We start from the raw sequence: 25,157 nt of genomic DNA, 5'->3' as shown, positions 1-25,157 counted from the left end.
ATTCCTCACATGTACTGACTGTTGGCCAGCAGGGCATACTGTGCAGCGGCCGCCTGTTGAGCCTGTATCAGCTGGTCCCCGGCGACGCGGGCGACGTAGCGGTCGTACCGCAATGTGCACACGTAGAAGCCGCCCGTTTTCCCGACGTAATACCCCCACCATGCGTCGCCGATAAGAGTCTTGTTCTCGGTACAGGAGACATCGGGGACATTGGCGGGTGCCTCGACGGATCCGCTTGTGGTGGCGACGATTCCGGACCACAGCTTGGCGGCGGCATTGGCATCACGTGTTCGGAACAGCAGTCCGCCGCTGCTTGCGGTGGAGATTCGATCGACCCCGTTCGCGTCCAGTAGCGGTTTCCAGGTTGCCTGGTCGTCAACCAAGTGCAGGTGGCCTCGGGGCGTATGGATTGCCTCGTGGATAGGTTTGGCCTCGAAGAAGTTCCTGGGGTGCAGCGTTCGACGCAGCATGGCATCAGGGTCGTAGTCTAGTCTGAAGATCTCGTGCGGTGACAAGGCCGGCGCTTGGTCGAGGAGCGGCAATTGCGCTGTCAAGACCTGATCGGTGAGTTCTCGCAGTCCATCGAGATCCGGTTTGGGCTGTGCGACATAGACGTTCACGACGTACTGGCCGTGTGACACCGTGGCGGCCATCGATGGAACACCGGGCCGCCAGTGGGCTTTCGCGCTCGGCTGCTTGCTGAGCGTGACTCGGACATTTTGATCAGCCGCCACTGCGAAGTCGGCGGCCTCCATCTGATCAGCAGCCACCTGTGCGCGCTGTTGATCGGGGAACTGCAACACCGTGACATTGAAGGCGGTGGATTCCGGGTCACCGAGGGCGCCGCCGAACGGATTGAAATTGTCCGTCTGATCGACTTCGCGCGACTTGGGCAGGGCCCGCGTGCTTGCCGCAGCGGAGAAGCCGAACATCATGCCGTTGCTCTTCAACACGGGTTCGACGGCGCCAGCCAGCACTCGTGACGCATGTGCGGAGTCCAACGAATCCATCAGTAGCGCGGTGACATTGTGACTGAACTTCGGGTCGACATCGGCTCCGATGACGACATTGTCCATCAGGCGTGCGAGGGCCATTTCCTTTGCGTCCCTGGCATTGTGCTGATAGGTATAGCGGACATCGAGCGGATCGGTCGAGAAGTTGCCGATGGGCAGCTTTCGGACGTCGATCTCGCCCGCGGCCGGGGTGCCGTTGGTCGTGCCGCCGCACCCGGCAAGCGATGCTGCGGTCAACAGGACGGCGAGTACGCCGAAAACTGCTCTGCCAGTGGATCGGCGGGTTCCGATTTTCTTCACGAGCTCCCCCTACTTGCTGCTGGCCAGGATGGCGTACTGCGCGGAGATCCGTTGATATGCGTCCTGTTGCTGCAAAGACCACACTGTTGCGGAATACCGTCCATATGCCACATAGCAGTGGAACGGCGCCGCATGCTCGTCCGGGCCGTGGTACTTGACGCAGCGAGCCGTCGGGAGTCCCGCAGGTGGGTCGATCAGATGCTGGAACCGCGAAGCGGATACCCCATCGGTGAAGGCCTGGGCGGAAGCATCATCCTTGGTTCGAACGAGGAATCCTGCACCATCAGAGACTCTATCGACCCCCGCCTTATCCATCAGAGCCTTGTAGAAGACGGTGTCTCCCATCCAGTGCATGATCCCGTGCTGGTCAACAGCTCCCGGGAATCCATCGCCTCCCAAGTCACCCGCCGGGCTCGGTAGTGTCAATCTGACCATGCCGTCGGGATCGAGCGGCAGCCCGCTGAGCTTGTCCGGTGGTGTCGGCTGGAAGTTCTTCAGCCGGTCGACTGTCACGTCAATGGCCTTGTCGGTCAATGCCAGCGGTGCAGGCTCTGGCGTGACGCCGAAGTCCTGCTCGACGGCGAAGTTCTCGACCTGATCAATCATGGTGAAAACAACGAACTTCCCAGAGGGATACCAGGAACCGAGTCGCCGTTCGGTAGGCGCCCAAATGATCTGTGCCGTTGGGTGCTGGTTCGACTGGAGGGTCTCGATCTCCTCGCTCTGCAGCACAAAGCCCGGGCCTGCCTTCAGCACGAAGCCGCTGTGGGCGAGCGCGGTCGCTGCCGCTGTCGCATTGGCCTCGCTGTCGAAGATCATGACGGCGTTCGTCAGCGTGTAGCCGAGCGAGGCGTCCTCCGAGGGGCGCGCACTCGTGGCGAACCCTGCCACGAACCCGCGTGCATCATCGGCGAAATGGTCGACATTGAGGGACTTGTTGAACGAATTCGCCTCGGTAAACGCGTGCGTGCCGGACCCGTTGTGCACGAGCACCGGATCGATGTCGGATCCGAGTGGAAGGATGTTTCCGAGCCGCAGTGCCTCGAGCATCCGCCCCTGCTTCGCCGGATCCGAGATGGTCGGATCCTTGGGTTTGGTCGGATAGCTACCGGTATCGAGCTTGCCGAGATCGACCGTCTTGTCCTCGGCCGCGTGGGATTGCGACCCACACCCGGCGTTTGCCAGCACTGTGACCGCCAGTACCGCGGCCGTCGCCGCGCGCACTCCGATGTGGGCCGACCGTAGTCGGCCAACGCCATGACGCATGTCGAACATCCCCCCGCCGATACCGAATTGCCGGTTATGCCTTGCTTCTCGTGGGCAGAGTGTACTGGGAGGCGAGGATGTGAGGCGCATCATGCCAATCCGCTGCGGTCCTTCTCACATCCACTGGCTGTTGGCGAGCAAGGCGTACTGTGCGGCCGCCTTTTGCTGCGCGTCGATCAGCTGGCCGCTGGCCACACGGGCGACGTAGCGGTCGTAGTGCAGGGTGCAGATGTATCTGCCCGAGTCGTTCCATGCGTTGTCGAAGTCCCAGGAATGGGGTTTGGGGTTCGGGTTTTCGACGCAAGCCACGTCCGGAACCCCGGCGGGGGATTCGACGGATCCTTTGTCGAGCTTGGTGATTCCCGACCACAGGGTGGTCGCAGACCCGGTGTCGCGCGCCCGGAACAGGAGTGCGCCCTTTTTGGTGGTCGAGACCCGGTCGACGCCGCTGTCGTCCATGAGACGCTTCATGGTTGCCTGATCCTCTACGTAGTGCAGGTAACCACGCGCGGCGTGCGTGATTTCGGTGACCGCGTCGAGGCTCAGGTAGGTGGCGGGGTGCAGGGTTCGCAACAGCATGGCGTCGGGGTCGTAGTCGAGATGGAAGATCTGCCGCTCGGATAGGGGCGGAGTCCGGTCGAGGAGCGGCAGTTGCGCGGCGAAGATCTGCTCGGTGAGTTGCCGGAGCCCGTCCAGGTCTGGCTTGGGCAGTTCGACGTAGACGTTCACAACGTAGTCGCCGTACGCCAGCGTGGCGGCCAAGGACGGAATGCCCGGCCGCCAATGTGCTTTCGCGTCCTGCTGCTTGTCCAGAGCGACACGGACGTTCTGGTCGGGCGCGACGGCGAAATCGGCGGCCTCCGACTGTTCCGCCGCCGCCCGCGCCCGCTGGGAGTCGGGAAACTGCAGGACGGTGACGTTGAAGGAGGTGGCATCCGGGCTGGTGTGGTGTCCACCGAACGGCTCGTAATTGTTGGTGACGTACTCACTGGTGTCGATCGGAAGCAACGTATCGGTGCTCGCGGATGCGCTGTAGCCGAATTTCATCCCGTTGTCCCTGAGCGCCGGTTGAACGGCGGCGGCGAGCACATTTGTCGCGCTGCCCGTGTTGAGAAATGCTTTTGCCAGACTGTTGTGAGCGAACTTCGGATCGATGTCGACCCCGGTGACGACAGCATCGGCCAACCGTGCCATGGCGAGTCGATACCCGTCGTTGGTCGAGTGCAGATACTCGACCCGGAGATCGAGCGGCTCGATCGGATAGTTGCCAACCGGCAGTTGCCGGACATCGACCTCACCGGCCGCCGGGGTGCCGTTCACCTGGCCTCCGCAGCCGGTGAGGGTGGCCGCGGTCAGTGCGAGTGCCAGCACGCCGAACACCACGTTTCCTGTGGCACAGAGAATCTCGCGATTCATCACAGGTCCCCCTACTTGTCGTTCGCGAGGATGGCGTACTGGGCGGCTATCCGCTGATACACATCCTGTTGCTGCTGAGACCACACCGAGGCCACGTAACGTCCATGGGCGACCTGGCAGGCAAAGGGGAACGCATGCGCCGAGGGACCGTGATACTTGGTGCATCTCGCATTCGGCAACCCGGGCGGTGAATCGATGCGCCGCTCGAATCTGCTGCCGTACGCGGCATCGAGATAGGACTGGGCCGCACCATCGCGTGTCCGAACCAGCAGTCCCGCACCGTAACTGACGGCGTCGACGCCGTTCTTGTCGTACAGCGCCGCCATCGTGGCCGGGTCGCTGTTCGTAGTCTGGAGCGCCCCGTGCCGGTCGAGCGTGCCGTCGAAAGTATCCGCCGTTGTGTCCCCTGGCGGTCGTGGCAGGGTCAATCGGAGCATTCCATCCCGATCTATCGGGAGGCTGCCGAGTTCGTCGACGCGCGTCGGCCGAAACGACGTCAACTTCTCGGTGGTGACGTCGATCGCCTTGTCGGACAGGGCCAGCAGGCCGGGGAGGTCGGATTGTTCGAGCCTCCTGTTCTCGGAATTGCTGACGATGGTCAGGACGACGAACGTCCCGACGGGATACCAAGAAGCCAGAAACTGCTCGTTGGGAATCCACCTGACTTCGGCATTCGGGTGGATGGTCGACTGTACGGCCGTGGCGTCCCGGGCATTGGGCTGTGCGGGGTTCTGGTAGAAGCCGCTGGTAGCCAGTGCTTTTGCCGCGGACACGGCAGCATGGTCGCTGTCGAAGATCATGACGGCGTCGGTGAGGTGATATGCCGCGCCGTAGTCCGCGTCCGACCCCGCGGCAGTGGCGAAGCCGGCGACGAATCCTGCCGTGTTCGCGGTGAAGTCCGTGTAGTTGAGCCCGTTGAGAAACGAGTTGCCTCCCGGCAGCGCCGGAATCGCCGCCTCCTCGGCTCCGGTGAACGGGTGCGGCCCGTCGTCGTTGTGGGTCAATGCCGGGTCGATCTCCATCGGCAGGGGCATGATATCGCCGAGCCGCAATGCCTCGGTCGTGCGTGCCGCTCGCGCCGGGTCTTTGGGTACGAAGTCCTGCGGCTTGGTCTGGTAGCTGCCGGTATCGAGCTTGTTCAGATCAATGGCCGGTCCCTCGGCCGCATGGGATTCCGATCCGCAGCCTGCGCTCGCGAAGAGCGAAAAGGCCAGTGCGGCAGCAGCTCCTGCGCGCAGCCAGATACCTGCCGACCGTAGTCGGCCTGAGCTGTAGCCCATATCGCGAGATCCCCCCGGTCATCGATCAACGAAGTCAATGATGCCGGAGATCATCGCCCAACGGCGAGTCGGGGGTGTGTCAGCGTTGCCAGATTCGGCTGCGTAGGAACGTATCCCATTGGGAGCCTTCGAAGAACAGCTCGGGTCCGCCGGGGTTCTTCGAGTCGCGGACCCCGACACAGCCGACCTCGAAGCAGACCTCGACGCAAGTCTCGGAGGCTTTGGACCGGGTCGACTTGAACCAGTTGCGTGTGCGCGGATGGCTTCTCACGCCTCGTACTCCTTCGCGATCTTCAAAATGACGTCGACCGTGTCGCTTTCGTTCAACGCTACCGCTCCGATGCGTGAGATCACCTCTTGATATTCGCCGACCACGTCGGGCTTGGAGTGGTAGACACCGGCCGATCCGCTTTCGAGGTAGACCACCGGGGCGTCGGCGACATCACGGTTCAGAGGTGGGAAATGTATGAGTGTGAACGGCTGGACCGTCAGGCCGCGGTGGGAGCCCACACCGAAGGGGATGAGCCTGACGCTGATGTTGTCGTGCTCGTTGGCTTCGGCCAGCCGCCTCAGCTGACCGGCCATGACCTGCGGGCCGCCAGGCTGGTTGCGGAGAACAGCTTCGGACATGAGTAATTCGAGGCGGAAGTCGGGATCGTTCAGCCTTTCCTGGCGACGGATCGCGAGCTCGACTCGTCGTTCGGTGTCGACCGTGGACAAGTCCGGCTCATCGATTCGGGCGATAGTTCGCCGATAGTCGGGAGTCTGCAAGAGCCCGTGCACCAGGGCTGACTGGTAGGTGGTCACGCGATTGGCGGCATCTTCCAGTCGCAGGTAGCGGGGCAGATGGGCCCAGACCTGATCGACATAGGGCTGCCAGTAGCCTCTCGAATCACCCTGCTGCTGAGCGATTTTCTCCTCGGATCGCATTTCCTGCCACAGTCGAAGTGCCTCCTGTCTGTCCTCGGCTGACGCCCCGTAGAACCCGAGCAGTCGGTCTATATCGTTCGTGCTGGCGTTCGTCGGGTAGCCGTTCTCCATCCGCACGACCGTTTGCCGCGACTTGTCGATCTCTACGCCCGCCGCCAGCGGTTTCTTGCCACTCCGTGTCCGCAGTTCGCGGATGTATGAACCAAATGCAACGCGAGAAGCAGCCAATCCGGCCATTTGTAAGCCTCGCTATCTGGATAAGTGTCCACGATGGCTATGTCCAAAATTGCTGTGTCCATGGCCGATACGTCCACCATCGACGCCTCAGTCTAGTTCGTGGACAGTTCACGATGAACTCAATTTCCGCGCCGATTCGGGTGTCTACTGGGAGATGGCGACAGCGCGCAGCCGCCGGAAATCAGACCAAGATCAGCTATACGCATTCGGAGGGATGTCGTAATGCATTGGGACACCTGGGCGCTGCTGTCGATTCTGGGCCTCTGCGCCGCCGTCATCTGCTGGTCCGCGTGGGGCTTCTACTCAGACAACCACTCGGGAAGCTCTGGCTCCTTTCGGCTTCCGCTCGCCGGGGGTGGGTTTCTCGAGGTTCCGCATCCGCCCGGCCTCGAAATCGGAAGGCATCGAACACGAGTCCGGAGGTGACCTGTCATGAATCCCGCCGAGGTGGCCGTACTGGCCGCGCTTCACCCCGACAACACACTGACGGCGGCGCAGGTCCGTCGCACCTCGAGGCTGACCGGCTGGCGAACCCGAAACGCCCTCGCCGGGCTCGAATCCCGTGGACTGATCCTGGCCAGCAGCCCGCGCGGGCGCTGGCGGATCAGCCCCCGCGGCCGAGTCGCACTGATGACAAAAGGAAAACGGTTCGCGTAGGCCGGTGCTCGCGCCCGGAGCGATCAACGCCGGGCGGTGGCCCCGGTCAGGTACTGCTGTTCCTGCGGTGTGGTCACCATCTGCGCGGTCGTCATGGTCGCGGGCGTGTGCACGGTGATGGTGCGCGGGGCGTCCGGGTGCTGGACGATCGTCACGTCGGCGTCGGGATGGTAGTCGGCGGGAACGGTTTCGTGGATCGTGACCACCGTGGCCGAGCCCGGGGGAGCGCTGGCCGGGACGCCGTCGAAGACGATGACGGTGGCGGCCGGGGAAGCGAGGCGGCCGGTGACCACGGTGCCCCGGGAGCTGTGGTGGATGGAGGATGCCAGCGAGAGGGCTTGGGGGGCCGCGACATTCGCGACCATGGCCTGCCAGGCTCCGGGGCGTGCGGTGTGAACCACCGCGCCGGCGCCGAGGGCGATGGCGCGCAGGATGACCTGTTGGGCCAGGGCGAGACTGGCGATGATGTCGATGCGGCGGGAGCCGTCACCGATCAGCGGCACCGCGATGCCGCTGCCCGAAGCGTCCGCGCCGATGAGCTGGCCGCAGCCGGCGGTCGGCATGGCGATGTCGGTGAGGACACCGACCGGACCACGGTAGCCGCTGGGGCGGATCTCCTGGGTGCCGTAGGCCAGGATGTCCATCAGTGCCCACATCTGGCGGCGCGGAAGCTCCTTCAGCCCCGCGACCGGTGGCTCGCCATGCTCATAAGGCGTGTCGTAGCGGACACGCGCGTCCACTTCGATGATGCTCGCGGGCTGGCCAGGTTTCGCGTTCGGCTCGGGGACCGGCTGCAGACGAACCGTCACCGTGGTGGCGAGGCTGCGGACCGCCCAGATCTTGGCCAGGCCATCGGAATTGAACAGCTGCGGATCGATCTGGAAGCTCGTCAGGTAAACCCCGTCGTGCTCCAGATTGTCCGGGTGCTCGGTGAATTCACCGACCGGAGTACCGCGGGTCAGTTCGCGGATCGCGGTCGTCATTTCCGAGGTGGTGAGTACCGACGCCGTAATCCCGTGTCCGGCCAGGCGATTGGCTACGCGACGGGTGGCGACCAGCGCCGAGCGCAGCGCGCCCTCGGGGCCGCCGCCGCGATTGTCGACCGCCTTGGCGTTGTCGAGCGGGTTCAACCGCAGCACCAGCCACATGGTGCGGTGCGCGATAGCGGGCAGCGGGCCCAGGATCTCGTCGTAGAGCCGACCCAGGGGCGCGATGCTGGCCGCGTAGCCGGAGATCACCGCTTCGGTGCTGGCGGTACGGGTGCCAGTACTGATGACGTCGACCGAGTGCAGCTCGACATCGTATTGCCGGAGGCAGGCCGCGATCTCGTTGAGCGGCAACAGCTGATCGGTGCTCAGCGAACCCCGGCGCAGCAGAGTCAAGGTGTCCGGCGGCGCGTCGATGCGCAGCATGGTGGTCAGCAGCGTGCCGTCCCAGCGCAATCCGCAGCTGCCGCCATCGGGCATCGGCACGTCGACCAGAGCGTTCTCATCGAAACTCTTCTGCCGCGCGCGCTTCCAGCGATACCCCACCCAACGACCAACCCGCAGCCCGATCGCCGTCCCGCCCACGGGGGCCAGCCCGATGAGCGCGGGCACCAGCCCGGCCACCAGCGCCGCCCACCACGGCGTGTGCAGCGCGACCGCGACCAGCGAGGCCGTGACCCCGATCAACGCGACCGGAATCACCAGCCGCAGCGGCAGATTCCGCAGCAGCCACAGCTCGTCGGACCGCAGCTCGTCCGCGGCGGCGACGGGATCGTTCGAACCAGCGGATCGCTCCGCGGACTCGGGAGCGGTGCGTGGCCGGGACGGCCGCGGTTCCGGAGCGAGTTCCCGCTCCAGTGCCGGCGGCGCGGGACGCGGCGGCGCGGCGACGCTCGATCCGCCTCGCTCGTATGCCTCCGACCCGCCCTGACCGTAGCCTTGCGTTCCGCCCGGTCGGTAGGCGTCGGGCCCACCTTGTCCGTGGTCGCCCAGGCGGCCGGAACCGTTGCCGCCCTGCGCGAATCTGTCGAACCCGCCCCCGAAATCGCCACGTCCGTGGTCGCCCGGTTCGGGTTGCCGCCGACCGCCAGGACCGTTCGGCCCGAAACCACCCGGTTCGCCCGGCCCGTTCGGCCGGAAGTTGCCAGGGCCGTTCGGCCCGTACCGACCCGGACCGTTCGGCGGGACGTTACCCGGGCCGTTCGGCGGGAAATTGCCGGGCTGTCCGTGGCCTCGACCATCGGGCGGGAAATTGCCACGGCCACCGGGATTTCCGCCCGGCGTCGGTGCGGGGCCACCGGGGCCGAAACCGCCCGGACCGCCCTGCGGCGGACCGCTGGGCGGGCGACTGTGCCGTCCGCCTTCGGGACGGCCCCCGTCCCCGCCGTGTGGATTCCCACCATTTCCGCCCGGCTGATAGCCGCCCGCTCCCCGCGGAAAATCGTTCACAGTTCAGATGCCCCTCAGTCGGCGGCCGACGCTAGACCGAGCGAGGCGAGCAAACTGCTCAGCGCGGCCTTCATGTCGGGTCCCTCGATCCGCATGAGCACCGACTCGTCGATGGCGCTCAGATCGATGGATTCGTCATTGGCCAGCCGGAATTCGCGTTCTTCCTCGGCGGCTTCGATCAAGTTGCGGATGAAGCGGCCGTTGCCGGCCACATCGACACCGCGGCGCGGTTGCCCGCTCTGGTCGGTGCTCTCCATGTCGTAGAGCTTCGTGCACGTCGCGACCAGCGCCGCCAGCGCGTCCTCGGACAGCTCCGAGTCGCGCTTGGAGGCAACGACTTCACCGATCCGGCCCAGCTCTTCGGCGGTGTAGGACGGGAATTGGAGTCGCTTGGCGAAGCGGGAGGCCAGACCGTCGTTGGCGGCCAGGAAGCGGTCGATCTCACCGTCGTACCCGGCGATGATCACCACCAGGCGGTCGCGGTCGTTCTCCATGCGGGCCAGCAGGGTGTCGACGGCCTCGCGACCGAACGCGTCACCGCCCGAGAGGCCCTGCTGGATCAGCGTGTACGCCTCGTCGATGAACAGCACGCCGTCCATGGCGGTATCGATCAGCGCATCGGTCTTGATGGCGGTAGAACCCAGGTGCTGGCCGACGAAGTCGGAGCGCTTGGTCTCGACCACCTTGTCGGTCTTGAGAATGCCCAGGCCGCAATAGATTTTGGCGACCACGCGCGCGATGGTGGTCTTACCGGTTCCGGGCGGGCCGGTGAACGCCAGGTGTTGGCCGCGCGCGGAGCTCGAAAGCCCCTTCTCCGCACGGATCTTCGCCAGTTGTGCGCTCGACTGCAGCTTGGCTACCTGCGTCTTCACCGCGTTCAGGCCGATCTGCTTATCCAGCTCGGCGCGCGCCTGGGCCAGGATCTCCTTCGCGCGGTCCTCGTGCTCGGCGGCCCGCTTCTCCTCCAATGACGGCGCCGAGGCCGGGTCCCACCGCGAGGTGCGGGCCTCGATCACCTCCTTGGTGGTGAGGGTGATCCGGTAGGTGCGGTCGCGCATGGCCGCGGCATTGGCTTCGAAATCCGGTGCCTGCGAATACACCTTCTCGAACAGCGCCTGCGCCTCGTCGGCCGCGCCGTTCTCACGCAGGCACAGGCCGCGGCAGAACATGGCCGCGGTACGGGCCGCCGGAATCGGGCCTGCCTCGGCGGCCTCCATCCGGCGGATCGCCTCACCGAACAGACCGAGCTGCGCACACGATGTGCCGACCATCACATGCGCGCCGGCGGCGAGATACGGATCCTCCCAGCCCTCGGAGCCGTTCAGCACGGTCATCACGTCGGGCCAGCGCTGGGTGTTGTAGTGCAGGATGCCGCGCACGTACTTGGCGATGCGTCCGTCGATCTCGAAGTCCGGCTCCGAAGCCCGCGCCCGCCGGTGCTTTTCGAGTTCGTCGAGCACCTGCTCGGCCTCGTCGTAGGACTTCTCGGCGATCAGGTGCGCAGCCCACGCCAGGTGGATCTCGGTGAAACCGGCCAGCGGGTAATCGATGTAGAGCCCCGGCAGAAAACGTCCAGCAAGCTGCCGCGGCGCCAGCCCCAACCGGCGCTGTTCCCGTCCCAGCGAGATGGTGCTGCACTTGTAGAGGTTGCTCAGAACATCCTTGGTGACCTCACCGGCGGCGGCCCGGCCGAGCCATGCATCGGCCATCGACGGGTCCCACTCGGTGGCGCGCTGGAAGGCGAGTTTGGCGTAGTCCAGGTCGCGGTTGGATTCCTGTCCCTCGATGCTCAACCCCAGTGACAGCACTCCCGCATCGAAGGCGCGTTGTGCCTGGCGAGTGTCGATCATCCTTGTCGAACCCCGAATTCGTCGAACCTGGTTGGTCTTTCGTTCACAATCCCCACCCACACCGCGCGAATCGCACAGCTGCGGACAGTCGGATACATTATGGTTAACCGCCCTGGGCGGGCAACTGTTGAGAGCTATAGGGGAGCAGTTCAGCAAGTGACAGCACAGTCGATCGGCGGCCCGCGGGCGGCTGAACCCGAATTGTGCCGAGTGTCCGTCATCGGGGGGAATACCCAGCTCGACGTCGGTCTGCCGGCCAACGTGCCGATCGCCGCGTTCATCGGCGATCTGGTGCGTCTCATCGAATCCCGTAATCCGGATCCGATCGGCGAGGAAGGGGGAACACCGCTCCAGTCGCAGCATTGGACACTGGCCAAACTGGGACGCGACATGATCGCGCCCAGCCAGACCCTCAATGACGCCGAGATCTACGACGGCGAATTGCTGGTGCTGCGGGCGGTTTCCGCCAAGGAGGCGCCAGCGCTGTTCGACGACGTCATCGACGCTGTGTCGAGGCTCACGGCCGAGGAGTTCCGCAACTGGTCGCCAAGTGCGGCACGGTGGACCGGACTGGTCGCTGGTGTGGCCGCGGTGGCCTTCGCCGTTGTGCTGGGCCTGATCTCGCGGTCGGCGGGAGACAAGTTCGTCGCACCACCGCTGCTGCTGGTCGGGGCCATAGCAGCGCTGGTCGCCGGTGCGATCGCAATGCGCAAGTACGCGGATGAGCTGACCGCCACCGTCCTGACGCTGTGCATGCTGCTGCTCACCTTCGGCGGTGCGGCCCTGGCCGTGCCCGGCACGGTGGGCAGCCCGCACCTGATGCTCGGCGCGGCCGCGACCCTGCTGCTGGCCGTGGTCGGCTACCGCATCATCGGCGCCGGAGCGGCGGTGGTGTCCACGGTCGTCACCGTGGTGCTGCTGGCGGGCGTCGGCGCGGCCGTTCGCATGATCTGGGACGCCGGAGTGCCCAAAGTCGCGGCGGGCGTTCTGGTGGCGTCGATCATCGTGCTGTCGATGGTCCCGCGCCTGGCCGCCATGCTGGCCCGACTACCCGTGCCGCCGGTGCCCACCGCCGGTGCGGCCATCGACCCGGCCGACCATGAACCCCGGCCCACTATCGAGGGCATCGGTGCGATCGGTGCGACCGTGCTGCCGTCCGCGCACGGTCTCGGCCAGCGGGCCCGCACGGCCAACCAGTTCCAGACCGGCATTGTCATGGGCAGTGCGATCGGTGCCGTCGCCGGAGCGCTCGGCTCGGCCGATCCGCTGGGCTCGGCCCGCTGGCAGGGCATCACGCTGGCGGTCGTCATCTCGATCATTCTGTGCTTGCGCGGACGCTCGTTCGCCGATCTCACTCAGGCCGCCACGCTGATCGTCAGCGGCTGTGTCACTTTCGTCGGACTCGCGGTGTTGCTGGCCCTGTCCGACAACGGCATGCTGCTCCTCTCGGCAGGACTGCTGCTGGTATTCGCGGTGGGAGCCATCGGTTTCGGTGTCATCGGCCCGCATGTCGAGGTCACACCGGTCACCCGGCGCTTCAACGAAATCTTCGAATACGGCTTGATCGTGTCGATCGTCCCGCTGGTGCTGTGGATGATGGACGTCTACTCGACGGCTCGGAACATATGAGACGGCGTCCTGGAAACTGGGCGCGAACACTGTGTGCGGCTGCGGTTCTCGGCGGCGCCCTGCTGGGACCGCAGGCGTCGGCGGGGGCCCGGCCGATGGCGACGGTCGCGGTCACTCCACCGTCGCCAGCGGATTCCGTTCCCGGCGACACTATGGGGCAGGCCGGTAAACCCGCACCGCTGACGACCACCGAGCTGAAGGTCGAGTGCGGCACGCAGTTCTATCTCCGTCCGGGCGGTGTCCCGAAGGACGAGCCGGTCTCGCAGAAGGTGCTCGATCTGCCCGCGGCTTGGCAGGCCAATCCTGGTTTCGGGAATCGTGGTGCGGGCCAGACGATCGCGGTCATCGATACGGGCGTGGCCCGCAATCCTCGGATCGATGTACAGCCCGGCGGCGACTATGTCTCCGGCAGTGACGGCACCGAGGACTGTGACGGGCACGGAACCGTGGTCGCGGGAATCATCGCCGCCAAGCCCAGCCCGGACGACGGGTTGGTGGGAGTCGCGCCGGATGCGCAGATCCTGTCCATCCGCCAGCTCAGCGAGCACTATCAGGCCAAAGAGCAGAGCGGCGACAAGCCTCCGGGCAGCATGAGTCAGCAGGGCTACGGCCTGAGCGCGACCCTTGCGGCGGCCGTCGTGCGCGCCGTCCAGATGAAGGCCACCGTCATCAACATTTCCGCCGCCGCATGCACAACGGCGGGTTCCGCGACCGGCGACGAGGCGCTCGGAGCCGCAGTGCGTTTCGCCTACGAGCAGGGCGTGGTGGTGGTCGCGGCCGCGGGCAACCTGGACTCGAGCAATGGCTGTGGAACCCAGAACACCGCGCAGTCCAATCCGAGTGCCAGTTGGAATTCGCTGAACACCATCGTGAGTCCGGCGTGGTTCAGCAAGTACGTGCTGACGGTCGGCTGGATCACCAAGGACGGCAGTCCGTCTTCGAAGACCGTCTACGGGCCGTGGGTCGGTGTCTCCGCGATCGGGCAGGACGTTCTCGGGTTCGACCCCAAGACGGGTGCGATCGTCAACACCTCCGGCTACGACGAGCAGAACAAGGTCTATGTAGGCATTCAGGGAACCAGTTTCGCTGCCCCCTACGTGTCGGGTCTGGCGGCGCTGATCAAGGCCAAGTACCCGAACTGGTCCGCACGACAGGTCATGAACCAGATCATTCTGACCGCGCACCAGCCGGGCACCGGACGCGACGATCGCGTCGGCGCGGGCCTCATCGATCCGGTCGCCGCGCTCACCGCTCACTTCCCGGACGATGTCCTCAACTCGGACAACCCCGTGCTGCCCAACCACGTCGGCTCCGATCAGCCGCAAGCCTTCCCCACACCCCAGAAGCCCGCCGGCCCACCGCGTCTCCCGCGGCTGGTCGCCACCGTCGGCACCATCGTCTGCCTGTCCGCGCTGGGAATCGGTCTCGCCATATCGATTCCGTTCCGGCGCCGCCGACGCGACGACGAGCTGCCCGACCTCGACTGACAACGACCGGAGAAACACCCATGGCTACCGAAGGTTTCGTGCGTCGGCCCCGGATCGCGCCACCCCGCGCGCCGGGCGGTGAGATGGCGCTGACCGCCCCGCCGGAGATCCCGCGTCCGGTGCCCGCGCCGCTGATGAGCAAGCTGATGCCGGTCGTCATGGTGGTCGCCATGATCGGCATGCTCGCCATGATGAGCTTGATGGGCCGGTCGATCCTGTCCAACCCGTACATGATGATGATGCCGATGATGATGATCATGTCGATGGCCGGCATGCTCATGGGCTCGCGCGGCAGCGCCAAGAGCTCCGGCGAGCTGAACGAGGAACGCAAGGACTACTTCCGCTACCTCGACCAGACCCGCCGCGACGTCCGCCGCACCGGGCAGAAGCAGCTCGAGACGCTGATCTGGAGCCACCCGGAACCCGCGGATCTGCCCTCCATCGTCGGCTCTCGGCGCATGTGGGAGCGGCGGCCCAACGATCCCGACTTCGGGCACGTGCGCGTCGGCATCGGCACCCACCGACTCGCGGCCAAACTGGCCCGCCCGGAAACCGGTCCGCTCGAGGACCTGGAACCGGTCTCCACCGTGGCGTTGCGCCGTTTCGTGCGAACGCATTCCGTGGTGCACCACCTGCCGACCGCGGTGTCGTTGCGTGCCTTCCCCGCCATCAATATCGAGGGACCGACCGAGGACGTGCGCGGACTGGCGTGGTCGATGCTCATGGAGCTCACCGCGTTCCACGGACCCGACCACGTCGGCGTCGCCATCGTCACCGCTGAACCCGACTGCGAGGCCTGGTCGTGGGCGAAATGGCTGCCGCACGTACAGCATTCGAGCCAACGCGACGGGATGGGCGCGGCCCGCATGATCTACGGCTCGCTCGGCGAGCTGGAGACGGCGCTGGCCGACGATCTGCTCGAGCGCGGGCGGTTCATGCGCAACCCGCAGCCGACCCAGGGGCGTCTGCACCTGGTCATCATCATCGACGACGGATACGTCAGCGGCAGTGAGCGTTTGATCAGCGAATCGGGTCTGGACGCCGTCACCGTGATCGATGTGAGCTCGGCCGAGAACAGCCTGGCCACCCGACGCGGATTGCAGCTCGTGGCCGCCGGGGGAGAGGTGTTCGCCAAGAGCGCCGCGGGCAGCGAGAAGTTCGCCGATGCCGACAGCGTGACCCTCGCCGAGGCGGAAGCGTTCTCGCGCAGCCTGGCTCGCTTCCGCATCGCCACCGCGGCGCAGATCGTGAGCCTCGGGGACAACACCTCGGCCGCGGACCCGGGCCTGATGAGCCTGCTCAAGATTCCGGACGCGGCGCAGATCGATCCGGCCAAGGTGTGGCGTCCGCGTGCCGGGCGAGAACGACTACGTGTGCCGATCGGCATCACTCCGGACGGCACCCCCGTCGAGATCGACATCAAGGAATCCGCCGAGAACGGCATGGGCCCGCACGGCCTGTGCATCGGTGCGACCGGTTCCGGTAAGTCGGAATTCCTTCGCACGCTGATTCTTTCGATGGTCACCACGCATTCGCCGGATCAGCTCAATCTGATCCTGGTCGACTTCAAGGGTGGTGCGACCTTCCTCGGTATGGATCCGCTGCCGCACGTGGCGGCCGTCATCACCAACCTCGAAGAGGAACTCTCCCTCGTCGACCGTATGCGCGACGCGCTGGCCGGTGAGATGAACCGGCGGCAGGAATTGCTGCGTTCGGCGGGCAATTTCGCCAACGTCAACGAGTACGAGAAGGCCCGTGCGGCCGGTGTGCCGCTGGACCCGCTGCCCGCCCTGTTCGTGGTCATCGACGAGTTCTCCGAATTGCTCTCGCAGAAACCGGATTTCGCGGATCTGTTCGTCATGATCGGCCGACTGGGCCGATCGCTGCACGTCCACCTGCTGCTCGCTTCGCAGCGGTTGGAGGAGAACAAGATGCGCGGCCTCGATTCGCATCTGTCGTATCGAATCGGCCTGCGTACATTCTCCGCCAACGAATCTCGTGCGGTGCTCGGTATCACCGACGCCTACCATCTGCCCGGTATCCCCGGATCCGGATATCTCAAGAGTGATGCGTCGGATCCGTTGCGGTTCAACGCGACCTACGTCTCCGGCCCCTATGTCGCGCCCCGCACCGCCAGGCAGGCCGCCGACGGCACCACCGTGGTCGATGCGCCGCCGCGTGAATTCACCGCCGGCATGGTCGAAATCCTGGAGGCGCCCGAACCGGAGAACCCGCTCGACCCGCTGGACCTCCTGCCTCCTCCGCCACCGTCCGGCGACGAGGGCCTGCCCGACAGCCTGCTGCAGACGGTCGTGAAGCGCCTGACCGGTCACGGCCGCCCGGCCCACGAGGTCTGGCTGCCCCCGCTGGACGAGTCGCCGACGGTGGACATGCTGCTGCCGGATCCGGACTGGCGTTCGCCGGTCAACCGGCACGGGCAGCTGTGGATGCCGATCGGCATCATCGACAAGCCGTACGAGCAGCGGCGCGACGTGCTCACCATCAATCTCGCCGGTGCGCAGGGCAATGTCGCCGTGGTCGGCGGCCCGCAGTCCGGTAAATCCACCACGCTGCGCACCATCATCATGGCGTCGGCGGCCACGCACACCCCCGAACAGGTGCAGTTCTACTGCCTCGACTTCGGTGGTGGTTCCATGGCCGGTCTGGTCGGCCTGCCGCATGTCGGCTCGGTCGCGGGAAAGCTCGACTCCGACAAGGTGCGGCGCACCGTCGCCGAGCTCACCACCCTGCTGCGTGAGCGCGAGGAGCGCTTCGCCGCGCAGGGCATCGAATCCATGGCCGAGTTCCGGCGGCGCAAGCACGCGGCGCTGGCCGCGGGCCAGACCGGTGACCCGGTGATGGCCGACCGGTTCGGTGACGTGTTCCTCGTCATCGACAACTGGCAGGTCGTCCGCGATGAATTCGACAGCCTGGAACAACAGGTCGGACAGCTTGCCGCCCAGGGCCTTTCGTACGGCATCCACGTGATTCTCGGCGCCAACCGATGGGGCGAGATCCGCGCGTCGGTGAAGGACATGATCGGTACCCGCATCGAGTTGCGCCTGGGTGACCCCTCGGACTCGGAGATGGGCCGCCGCGTCGCGGTCAACGTGCCGCTCAACCGGCCCGGCCGCGGTCTCACGGCGGACCAGCTGCACATGCTCATCGCCATGCCGCGCCTGGACTCCGACACCAACGCCCAGAACCTCGCCGAGGGTGTGGCCGCCGCGCGCACCGACATGCAGGCCCTGTGGGGCGAGCGCCGCGCGCCCGAGGTCCGCACACTGCCCGGCAGCGTGCCCCGTGACCAGATCCTGGAACTGGCTCACCGCCACGGCATCACGCAGAGCCGCACCAAGGTGGTCGTCGGCATCGGCGAGTCCGAGCTGCAGCCGATCGTCCTGGACTTCGCCGCCGACCCGCACTTCATGGTGTTCTCCGAAGTCGAGTCCGGTAAGACCACGGTGCTGCGCAACATCATTCGCGGCATCGCCGAGAACTCCACCGCCGACACCGCCCGCGTCATCCTCATCGACTACCGCCGCACCCTGCTCGGTGTGCTGGAAGGCGATCAGCTGGCCGGGTATTCGACGTCGTCGCAGACCTGCGGCGGGATGGTCAAGGAAGTCGTCAACTACCTCTCCAAGCGCATCCCCGGCTCGGACATCACCCCGCAGCAGCTGCGCGATCGCGACTGGTGGACCGGCCCGGAGATCTACGTCGTCGTCGACGACTACGACATGGTGACCGCGGGCGGAAACCCCTTGGGCGCGTTGGTGGAACTGCTCCCGCAGGCCCGCGACATCGGTCTGCACGTCGTCATCTCCCGCAACATGGGTGGCATCTCGCGAGCCCTCTACGACCAGGTCCTCGGGTCGATGAAGAACCTCTCGGTCCCGGCCCTGCTCATGAGCGGTTCCCGCGACGAGGGCAAACTCATCGGCGATATCCGCCCGATGCGTCTGCCGCCCGGCCGAGGTGTCCTCTGGACCCGCTCCGGCGGTGCCGAGATGATCCAAATCGCCGACCTCCCAGCGCTGTAACCGACGCTCTCGAGGTCACAGGGCCCCGCCCCGACGCTCTGTCGGGGCGGGGCCCTGTCGGTATCACGCCCGAACGGACAGCTCGACCCGGCCGGTCATCACGTTGCTCGGAGGGATTGATCGCGCCTCGGCTCAGGTTGTCGCCGGGCCGGGCTCCGCGACTATCCCCGGATGCGTGCGGCGGAAGGGGTGTTGGGGGAGGGGCCAGGTGGTGGCGGGGGTGGGGTTGAGGGTGAAGCGGGTGGGTTCGCCGGAGGCGAGGGTGAGGGTGGGGTGGGTGGGGGTGTGGGGCCAGGCGGCGGTGGGGCGTTCGAAGAGGGCTCGGGAGGGGCCGGTGGCCTCCGGGCCGGCGACGCGTGCCAGGTGGAAGCCGGCTCGGCGGTAGTAGGCGTGGAGGGAGTCGTTGGTGGTCCAGGCGTCGAGGCGGACCCAGGCGCGGTGTTTGGTGCGGGCCAGGTGGGCGGCGTGGGCCAGCAGGGAGTCGCCGACGCGGAGGCCGGCGAAGCGGAGGTCGACGATCATGTAGTGGATGATCACGGCGTCGGCGAGTTCGCCGGGGGACCAGAGGTTTTCGTCGGCGCGGTCGTTGACGGTGATGGTGCCCGCGGGTTCGCCGTCGATCTCGGCTATCCAGGTTTCGTCGGCGCGGACCGCGCGCGCCACGGACCGGACGAAGGTCTCGATGGGGAGACCGCGACCGGCCCGGGTCCACTGGTCGCTGCCACGCGCTGCCAGCCAGCTCGTACGTTGCAGCCGGAACCGGGTGATGGTCCCAAGATCGGCGATACGGGCCGGGCGCAGGTGCGGAATCATGGTGCGCCGGGTAGCAGGGAATTACCGAAGGAATGGGAATTTCCGGGCGGACACGGCGCCCCCAGAGTTTTACGAATAATGTCCGTTCCTTCGTCGTCACCCAATTCGTATGCCAGCCGGTTGCGGGCGGCAGTGGAACGATGCCGGGTCACTCGGGTGATGCGTTCGTGGTTGGCCCCGATACGCAAATGATCGAGCAATAGCGTCCCCGGACCGACTCCCAGTAGTGCCGCCTCCTCGGCGGTGGCGGGCCGTGCGACGACGGTGTCGCGATGCGCTGTCTCGGCGAAGCCACGCTCGGCGAGCCTTCGCGTGGTGCCCTCCGGAATGTCGTGCGGTGCGTCGATTCCGGTGGCCTCGGCCAGATCTCGCGGGTAGAAGCTGACCTCCCACGACCACGGCTCGTTGTCCAGGTACTGCATGATCGTGCGGGACACCACCCACTCGTCACGCGCCACCCCCAGCCAGTGCGCGACCTCCGAACTGGCCGGTTCCATTCTGGCGCTGAACACTTTGGACGGCTCCCGGCCGGCGGCGCGCGCAATCTCGGAGAAGATGTCGTGTGCGGCCTTCGGTCTGTCGGGTCGAATATGGTTGGTCACAACCGATTCCAGCACTTCCTGACTGCGCACAATGGTGCCTCGGGAAGTGGCTGTGTAGACCAGGTTTTCGGCCACCAGGAGCTGAATCGCATTGCGGGCCGTCGTAATCGAGACCTGCATCTGCTCGGCCAACTCGTTGTGACTCGGTAGTCGATCGCCCGGTTCCCACTTGCCGGCGCGGATCTCCTCGCGGAGGAGGTCTGCGATCCGTTGATATCTCGGACCGTCCGCCATCTCGCTCCTCGGTTGTTGCTTCAAGGCTCAGAAGTCTACTCCGCTAGCACTACTGCCGTGTAAGGCTTGACAGCAGCATTCTGAGGTTTATTGTAATGAACGTCCTGAATGCGGTGTTGTTATACGTCGAAGAACGCGAGGCAACGTGGCAGGTTCGGAGACATCAAACACGGTCGTTGTGGCATTGCCCGACGTGTCCCCTTCGTATGCGGACATGGTCGACGCGCAGCCCCTGGCTGCGGGCCTATTGCCCACCTCCGACCTACTCCTGCGCGCTTGTCGCGGGCACCGGGTCATCGGCGGACCCCTATTGTGGTTCGCTCACGACCTCGCGGTGCTGCACGAGCGACGGGTGGTCGGGCGCGGCGGCGTGGGCCCGGAGACCGAACCCACCTCGATCATCGAAAACAAGCGCCGCCGAATCGAATTGGTCATGGCCATTGACGACTGGGTCGTGCGCTCGGTTCCCCAGCACCGGCTGGGCGCGACCCTGCACACCGAAACGGTCGGATCGGTCATCGACCGTCTCGCCGAGGCGTCCGTCCGCGCCCATCACGCGTTGATGACCCTTGACGCGAATGACGAAATGCTGCACGGAGCCTGGCACCATTTAGCCGAATTGTCGGACGCCTACGACGATCTCGTCCGCGACGTCCTCGCCGGCCGGCGCCGACTCCCCGCCTGGTAATTCGAAACCCCTGCGCGGTCCGGGCCCGAGGGCGGCCCGGACCGCGATTTGTTCGATCATTTCGGCAGGTGCGGAATGGCGTCCGTGAGAAGTTTTTCCGCTTTGCCGCAAGCGTCCGGTGAATTCGAAAGATCGGATACCGTCAGCTTCAGCTGTTCGGCATTGTCCTTTTCGGTCGGGCGCACCAGGTAGGCGAGATCGCAGTCATTGGCCGAACGGGCGCCGATGACGTAGGCGGTGAACTCGCCGGCCTGCAGGGTGTCGTAGGTCCACTCGCCGCGGTCGGGGCGCGACTCCTCGACCAGGTCCACGCGCACCCAGCCGCTGCGGCCGACCGTGGTGCAGGCGTGCGGGGTGCGCTGATGGTCGGTGAGCTCGCCCGCGATTTCGCGAATCATGCTGTCCTGCAGCACTGCACACGGATCCAGGCGCAGCACCGAATTCGCCGGCAGCTGCCGTTGCGGGGCGTATTCGGTGAGCTGCTGGACGACGGCCACCAACGCCTGCTCGGCCACCGCGCACGCGGTGCCGGGCTGGGCGGCGGGGTCCAGCTGCTCGGCCGACATGCGCAGTGGGACCGCGTCTCCGGACTGGGTGACCACCGCGGTGTCGCACTTGTTGTCGGCGGCGCCCGCGCTCAGGATCGGCGCCCAGGCGACGGTGCGGCCGGTCGGGGTCAGCTGGTCGACGCCGATGGCGTGGTCGGGAATATCGAAGGTGTAGTGGACCTTTCGCTGGCCGGAATCGACCACGGTGGTGGCGCACCCGCCCTCGGGCGTGGTCGCCGGATCGCCCGTGCGGGTGCCCAGCTTGCCCGCCACGGCCTTGTCGAGGACCGCGCAGATGTCCAGCATCCGCAGTTCCGCGGCCGTCAGATCCAGGGCCGGGTCCTTGCGTGGCGACGCGTGGCCGTCGGTGGCCGCGGACCGGCCGAACCCGACCAGCGCGCCGCCCACCACCAGCACCCCGACGATGCCCGCCGCGGCCAAGCCGATCGTGCGCCGGCGTCGACCCGCCAAGCGCTCCAGCTGATCTCGGTAGCGGGTCTCCTGCTCACCGCTCGACGCCCACCATTCGGCGTCGACCCGATGCGCCTCGATGAACTCCAGAACCTGTTGCGGCCACACGGATTCCGCCGGAATCCGCTCCGCCTGCTCGAGCAGCTGCCGCGCCGAGGGGCGATGCGCGGGGTCGGGCGCCAGGCAGGATTCCACAAGTTTGCGGAGCGAATGCGGGATCGCCTGCAGGTCAGGCGTATCGGACAAAGCGCCGGTGGCGGCGAGGGCCAGCAGCATGCCGACGGCGTAGATGTCGGAGGCGGAGGTCACCGGCTGGCCCTCGGCCTGCTCCGGAGCCTGGAACGCCGCCGCCGCGGAATCGCCCGGACCGTCGGTCTCGCGCGGGCGGACGATGCCGAAATCGATGATGCGCGGCCCCTCCGGCATCAGCAGGACATTGCCGGGCATGAGATTCCGGTGCACCAGCACCGCCCGGTGCACCTCGAGCAGCGCGGTGGCCAGACCCGTCGCCAGCAGGCGCAGACCCGGCAGCGGCAGCGGGCCGCACGCCGTCACGACCGTCGCCAGATCCGGGGCCGGCAGGTATTCGGTGGCCAGCCACGGCCGGTCGGCATCCAGATCGCTGTCCAGCACCGCCCCGGCGTACGAACCGGTCAGCTGCTTGCCGGTCTCCAGCTCGCGCTGGAAGCGGGCCCGAAACTCCAGGTCATCGGTGAAGGACCGGTGAATCTGCTTGATCGCCACCAGCTTTCCGGTGGGCGTCCGGCCCAGCAGTACCCGGCCCATCCCGCCGCGCCCGATCACGGCGATCATGTGGTGCGGGCCGATCCAGCGCGGATCGTCGGGCAGCAGCGCCTTCATCGCACCCCCGCCATGATCGCGTACTGCGCGGCGGCGAGCTGCCGGATATCGGTCTCGGTATTGCTGTAGACCACCGCCACGTACTCGCCGCGCGTCACGACACAGCGATACCTGCGCGCCTGCACTGATTTCGGATCCGGGCGGGTGGCCTCCGAACAGCGAGCGCCGGTGAGGTCGCGGACATTACGCATCCAGGTGTACTCCGAGTTCTCCGGGTCGTCGGCCAGCCACTCGCGGTACGAGGTGGCGGCGTTCGAGTCCCGCATCCGATAGAGGGATTTGTTGTGGGAGACCGCGAGCGCGGTCACCCCCTTGCCGGAATAGTTCGTGAGAGTGCGCGCGGGATCGCCCGACAGCGCCGAATAGGCACGGATTCCGAACGCGGCGAAGGTCTTCGGGTCGGCGATCGTGTCGCCGGTGCGCACCAGCCGGGTCAGCAGGCCGTCCGGATCGAGCGGGACGCCGGTGACATCCGGCACCGCGGCGGCGTCGAAACCCGACAGCTGGGCCGTCTGCTTGCGATAGGCGGTGGTCACCATGTCGACCAGCCGCCCGAGATCCGGGTCCGGCAACTGGGCGTACACGCGGATCACGACGTTCTTCCACGCCAGGAGACTGCCCATCGACGGCACCCCCGGACGCCAGTGACTCAGCGCGGCCGGGAATGCATCCACCGCGACCGGCGCGTTCTCGGAGCTGACCTCGAAATCGACCCGCTCCATCTCCGCGGCCGCCGCGGCGGCGGACCGCTCGTCGCGGAAAGCCGTGAGTGACATGTGCAAATACTTCAACGGCGGACCGGTGACGCCCTCGCCGCGATTCGCGGCCGCGACACCGAATGAACCGACCACTCCGAATGGTCGCGCGGCGGCCCGTTGCGGCGCCGACAGCGCGGACTCGTGCAGCCCTTTTTCGTCCGCGGACACCCCGGCTTCCCATACCGTCGCCAGATCGGCATCGACATCGGTCGGGAACGCGATGTGATCGGCCAGCCGCAGTGACTCGGCGAATATCCCCCTTATCAAGCTCGGCTGCCGATCGAAGTCGTTGTTCCCGGGAACGATCGAGTACGGCCCGTAATCCGGTGCGGCCCCGTCACTCCCACACGCCGTGATCAGGACCAGCAACGCGACACCCATCCCGGCCACGGACAATCGCCGGAACCTCACACGCATGCGTCAACCCTCATCACCGGCGAGCAGCGGGCCGACGAACATTCGCACCCGCATCGCGCGAACCGAGCGGCGCGATCGAGCCACAAATTAGCACCGCATCGGTGCTATGTCATGTGCGGGTGAGCGCACTGAACATTCCGCCACAAACCGCTGTCAATTGTGCTGCGATATTTGTGGGATCAATGAATGCACGGTGGAGGCGGCTGTGGCGCAGAGTTTTTCGTACGCCGGTCGGTGAGCAGTGCCAACTGCCGCTCCTGGCCGCGCAACCCCGTGTGCAATCGGGCGGGCCACGGCGCGGTCCCGCCCGGAAGCTCGCCCAGGGAATACAGCAGTTGGGCTGCCGTCGGGCGCGATCCGGGATCCTTGCGCAGACAGGCCGCGATCAGCTCTCGCGCCTCGTGCGGAACCTTCGCGAGATCCGGCTCGGTGTGCATGATCTGGAACCGCGTGTAGGCCAGTGACGACGCGGCGAACGGACTGGACCCGGTCGCCGCCATCGCGAGCAGCGATCCGAGCGAGAAGATATCGCCGGCGGTGGTGGCCGCCTCACCCGACGCCCGCTCCGGCGACAGGTAGGCCGCGGAACCCAGCGCCGTACCGGTCTCGGTCGACCCGGCCGGATCGGCCGACAGCGACGCGATACCGGAATCGATCACCCGGGCACCCCGGGCGGTGAGCATGACCTTGGCGGGCTCGAGGTTCCCGTGCACCAGCCCGGCGGCATGGATGTCCCGCAACGCCCCCGCCAAGGCCGAGGCCAGCGCCGCCAACGCGGCCACCGGCAGTGGCCCGGCCTCGGCCACCGCCTTGCCGAGCGGGATACCCACCACGAAAATCGAGGCCAGCCAGGGATCTTGGGCGTCGATATCGAAATCGATCACGGGAGCGGTGAACGTTCCGGACACCCGCATGCGCGCGGTCGCCTCGTGACGCAGCCTGGCTCGATACCCGTCATCGCCCAGCGACCCGCGTATCTGCCTGATCGCCACCGCCCGGCCGTCCGGCCCGAGCCCGAGCAGGACGCGGCCCATCCCGCCGGATCCGAGCACGCCCAAGACGCGATAACACCCGAGGCTTCGAGGATCACCCTGCGCGAGCGGACGAATCATCATCACTCGGCCGCGCCGAACCGCCGGAACACCCGCCCCATGCTTCCCTCCCCACCGGCCGACGGCTGCTGCCGAACCGGCCGAACCCGCACCGCGCCAACCCAACCGGC

General features: G+C 66.5%; 18 protein-coding genes. 5 read left to right on the top strand and 13 right to left on the bottom strand.

Features of this window, described 5'->3' with window-relative positions:
- Positions 1–5: 5 nt before the first annotated feature.
- From GPX89_RS17040 to GPX89_RS17015, 6 genes are all read right to left on the bottom strand, one after another.
- Positions 6–1,313: a DUF7373 family lipoprotein gene (locus GPX89_RS17040; protein ID WP_157388537.1), complete on the bottom strand. Its 1,308-nt coding sequence runs from the start codon at positions 1,311–1,313 to the stop codon at positions 6–8.
- 9 nt (positions 1,314–1,322) lie between these two features.
- Positions 1,323–2,588 carry a DUF7373 family lipoprotein gene (locus tag GPX89_RS17035; protein ID WP_157388536.1) on the bottom strand — a complete coding sequence of 422 codons (1,266 nt, stop codon included), beginning with the start codon at positions 2,586–2,588 and terminating at the stop codon, positions 1,323–1,325.
- A gap of 105 nt (positions 2,589–2,693) precedes the next feature.
- Entirely contained in the window at positions 2,694–3,995 is a 1,302-nt protein-coding gene (locus GPX89_RS17030) for a DUF7373 family lipoprotein (protein WP_157388535.1), read from the bottom strand.
- Between the two features lie 11 nt (positions 3,996–4,006).
- Positions 4,007–5,275: a DUF7373 family lipoprotein gene (locus tag GPX89_RS17025; protein ID WP_157388534.1), complete on the bottom strand. Its 1,269-nt coding sequence runs from the start codon at positions 5,273–5,275 to the stop codon at positions 4,007–4,009.
- Between the two features lie 79 nt (positions 5,276–5,354).
- A complete protein-coding gene (locus GPX89_RS17020) occupies positions 5,355–5,546 on the bottom strand; it encodes a DUF397 domain-containing protein (protein WP_328601928.1) in 192 nt (63 codons plus the stop codon).
- The gene (locus GPX89_RS17015) at positions 5,543–6,442 is read right to left on the bottom strand and encodes a helix-turn-helix domain-containing protein (RefSeq protein ID WP_157388533.1); all 900 of its coding nucleotides are present in this window, start codon (positions 6,440–6,442) and stop codon (positions 5,543–5,545) included. Before GPX89_RS17015 ends, GPX89_RS17020 begins: the two co-directional genes overlap by 4 nt.
- Positions 6,443–6,874: 432 nt before the next feature.
- Here GPX89_RS17015 and GPX89_RS17010 point away from each other — a divergent pair, with 432 nt between their 5' ends.
- A complete protein-coding gene (locus GPX89_RS17010) occupies positions 6,875–7,099 on the top strand; it encodes a hypothetical protein (protein ID WP_157388532.1) in 225 nt (74 codons plus the stop codon).
- Positions 7,100–7,122: 23 nt separating this feature from the next.
- Here GPX89_RS17010 and eccE read toward each other — a convergent pair whose 3' ends face one another.
- Entirely contained in the window at positions 7,123–9,534 is a 2,412-nt protein-coding gene (gene eccE, locus GPX89_RS17005; RefSeq protein WP_328601927.1) for a type VII secretion protein EccE, read from the bottom strand.
- Between the two features lie 14 nt (positions 9,535–9,548).
- Positions 9,549–11,384: a type VII secretion AAA-ATPase EccA gene (gene eccA / locus GPX89_RS17000; protein WP_157388531.1), complete on the bottom strand. Its 1,836-nt coding sequence runs from the start codon at positions 11,382–11,384 to the stop codon at positions 9,549–9,551.
- A gap of 210 nt (positions 11,385–11,594) precedes the next feature.
- Between eccA and eccD the strand changes: the two genes are divergently transcribed.
- The 3 genes from eccD to eccCa all read left to right on the top strand — a co-directional run bounded on the left by eccD (position 11,595) and on the right by eccCa (position 18,543).
- Positions 11,595–13,013, top strand: a complete 1,419-nt coding sequence (eccD, locus tag GPX89_RS16995) for a type VII secretion integral membrane protein EccD (RefSeq protein WP_328601926.1) — start codon at positions 11,595–11,597, stop codon at positions 13,011–13,013.
- 152 nt (positions 13,014–13,165) lie between these two features.
- Positions 13,166–14,500 (top strand): type VII secretion-associated serine protease mycosin, encoded by a 1,335-nt coding sequence (gene mycP, locus GPX89_RS16990; RefSeq protein ID WP_235947467.1) that lies wholly within the window; start codon positions 13,166–13,168, stop codon positions 14,498–14,500.
- Between the two features lie 20 nt (positions 14,501–14,520).
- Positions 14,521–18,543: a type VII secretion protein EccCa gene (gene eccCa / locus GPX89_RS16985; RefSeq protein ID WP_157388528.1), complete on the top strand. Its 4,023-nt coding sequence runs from the start codon at positions 14,521–14,523 to the stop codon at positions 18,541–18,543.
- A 132-nt stretch (positions 18,544–18,675) separates the two neighbouring features.
- On the opposite strand, the gene GPX89_RS45475 is transcribed toward eccCa, so the two are convergent.
- Both GPX89_RS45475 and GPX89_RS16975 read right to left on the bottom strand, forming a co-directional pair.
- Positions 18,676–19,356: a GNAT family N-acetyltransferase gene (locus GPX89_RS45475; RefSeq protein WP_157388527.1), complete on the bottom strand. Its 681-nt coding sequence runs from the start codon at positions 19,354–19,356 to the stop codon at positions 18,676–18,678.
- Positions 19,353–20,192, bottom strand: a complete 840-nt coding sequence (locus GPX89_RS16975; protein WP_157388526.1) for a GntR family transcriptional regulator — start codon at positions 20,190–20,192, stop codon at positions 19,353–19,355. Before GPX89_RS16975 ends, GPX89_RS45475 begins: the two co-directional genes overlap by 4 nt.
- Positions 20,193–20,406: 214 nt before the next feature.
- Between GPX89_RS16975 and GPX89_RS16970 the strand changes: the two genes are divergently transcribed.
- Complete coding sequence (locus tag GPX89_RS16970) at positions 20,407–20,880, top strand: DUF4254 domain-containing protein (RefSeq protein WP_157388525.1); 474 nt, start codon at positions 20,407–20,409, stop codon at positions 20,878–20,880.
- 56 nt (positions 20,881–20,936) lie between these two features.
- On the opposite strand, the gene GPX89_RS16965 is transcribed toward GPX89_RS16970, so the two are convergent.
- The 3 genes from GPX89_RS16965 to GPX89_RS16955 form a co-directional block, all read right to left on the bottom strand.
- Positions 20,937–22,760 carry a serine/threonine-protein kinase gene (locus GPX89_RS16965; protein WP_157388524.1) on the bottom strand — a complete coding sequence of 608 codons (1,824 nt, stop codon included), beginning with the start codon at positions 22,758–22,760 and terminating at the stop codon, positions 20,937–20,939.
- Positions 22,757–23,935, bottom strand: a complete 1,179-nt coding sequence (locus GPX89_RS16960) for a DUF7373 family lipoprotein (protein ID WP_157388523.1) — start codon at positions 23,933–23,935, stop codon at positions 22,757–22,759. Before GPX89_RS16960 ends, GPX89_RS16965 begins: the two co-directional genes overlap by 4 nt.
- Before the next feature lie 179 nt (positions 23,936–24,114).
- The gene (locus GPX89_RS16955; RefSeq protein ID WP_268893316.1) at positions 24,115–25,047 is read right to left on the bottom strand and encodes a serine/threonine-protein kinase; all 933 of its coding nucleotides are present in this window, start codon (positions 25,045–25,047) and stop codon (positions 24,115–24,117) included.
- Positions 25,048–25,157 lie beyond the last annotated feature (110 nt).

The sequence above is a fragment of the Nocardia terrae genome, assembly GCF_009760405.1.
Taxonomy (GTDB): domain Bacteria; phylum Actinomycetota; class Actinomycetes; order Mycobacteriales; family Mycobacteriaceae; genus Nocardia; species Nocardia terrae.
The sequence above is the reverse complement of the archived record's forward strand: the minus strand, read 5'-3'. Positions and strand labels throughout refer to the sequence as shown.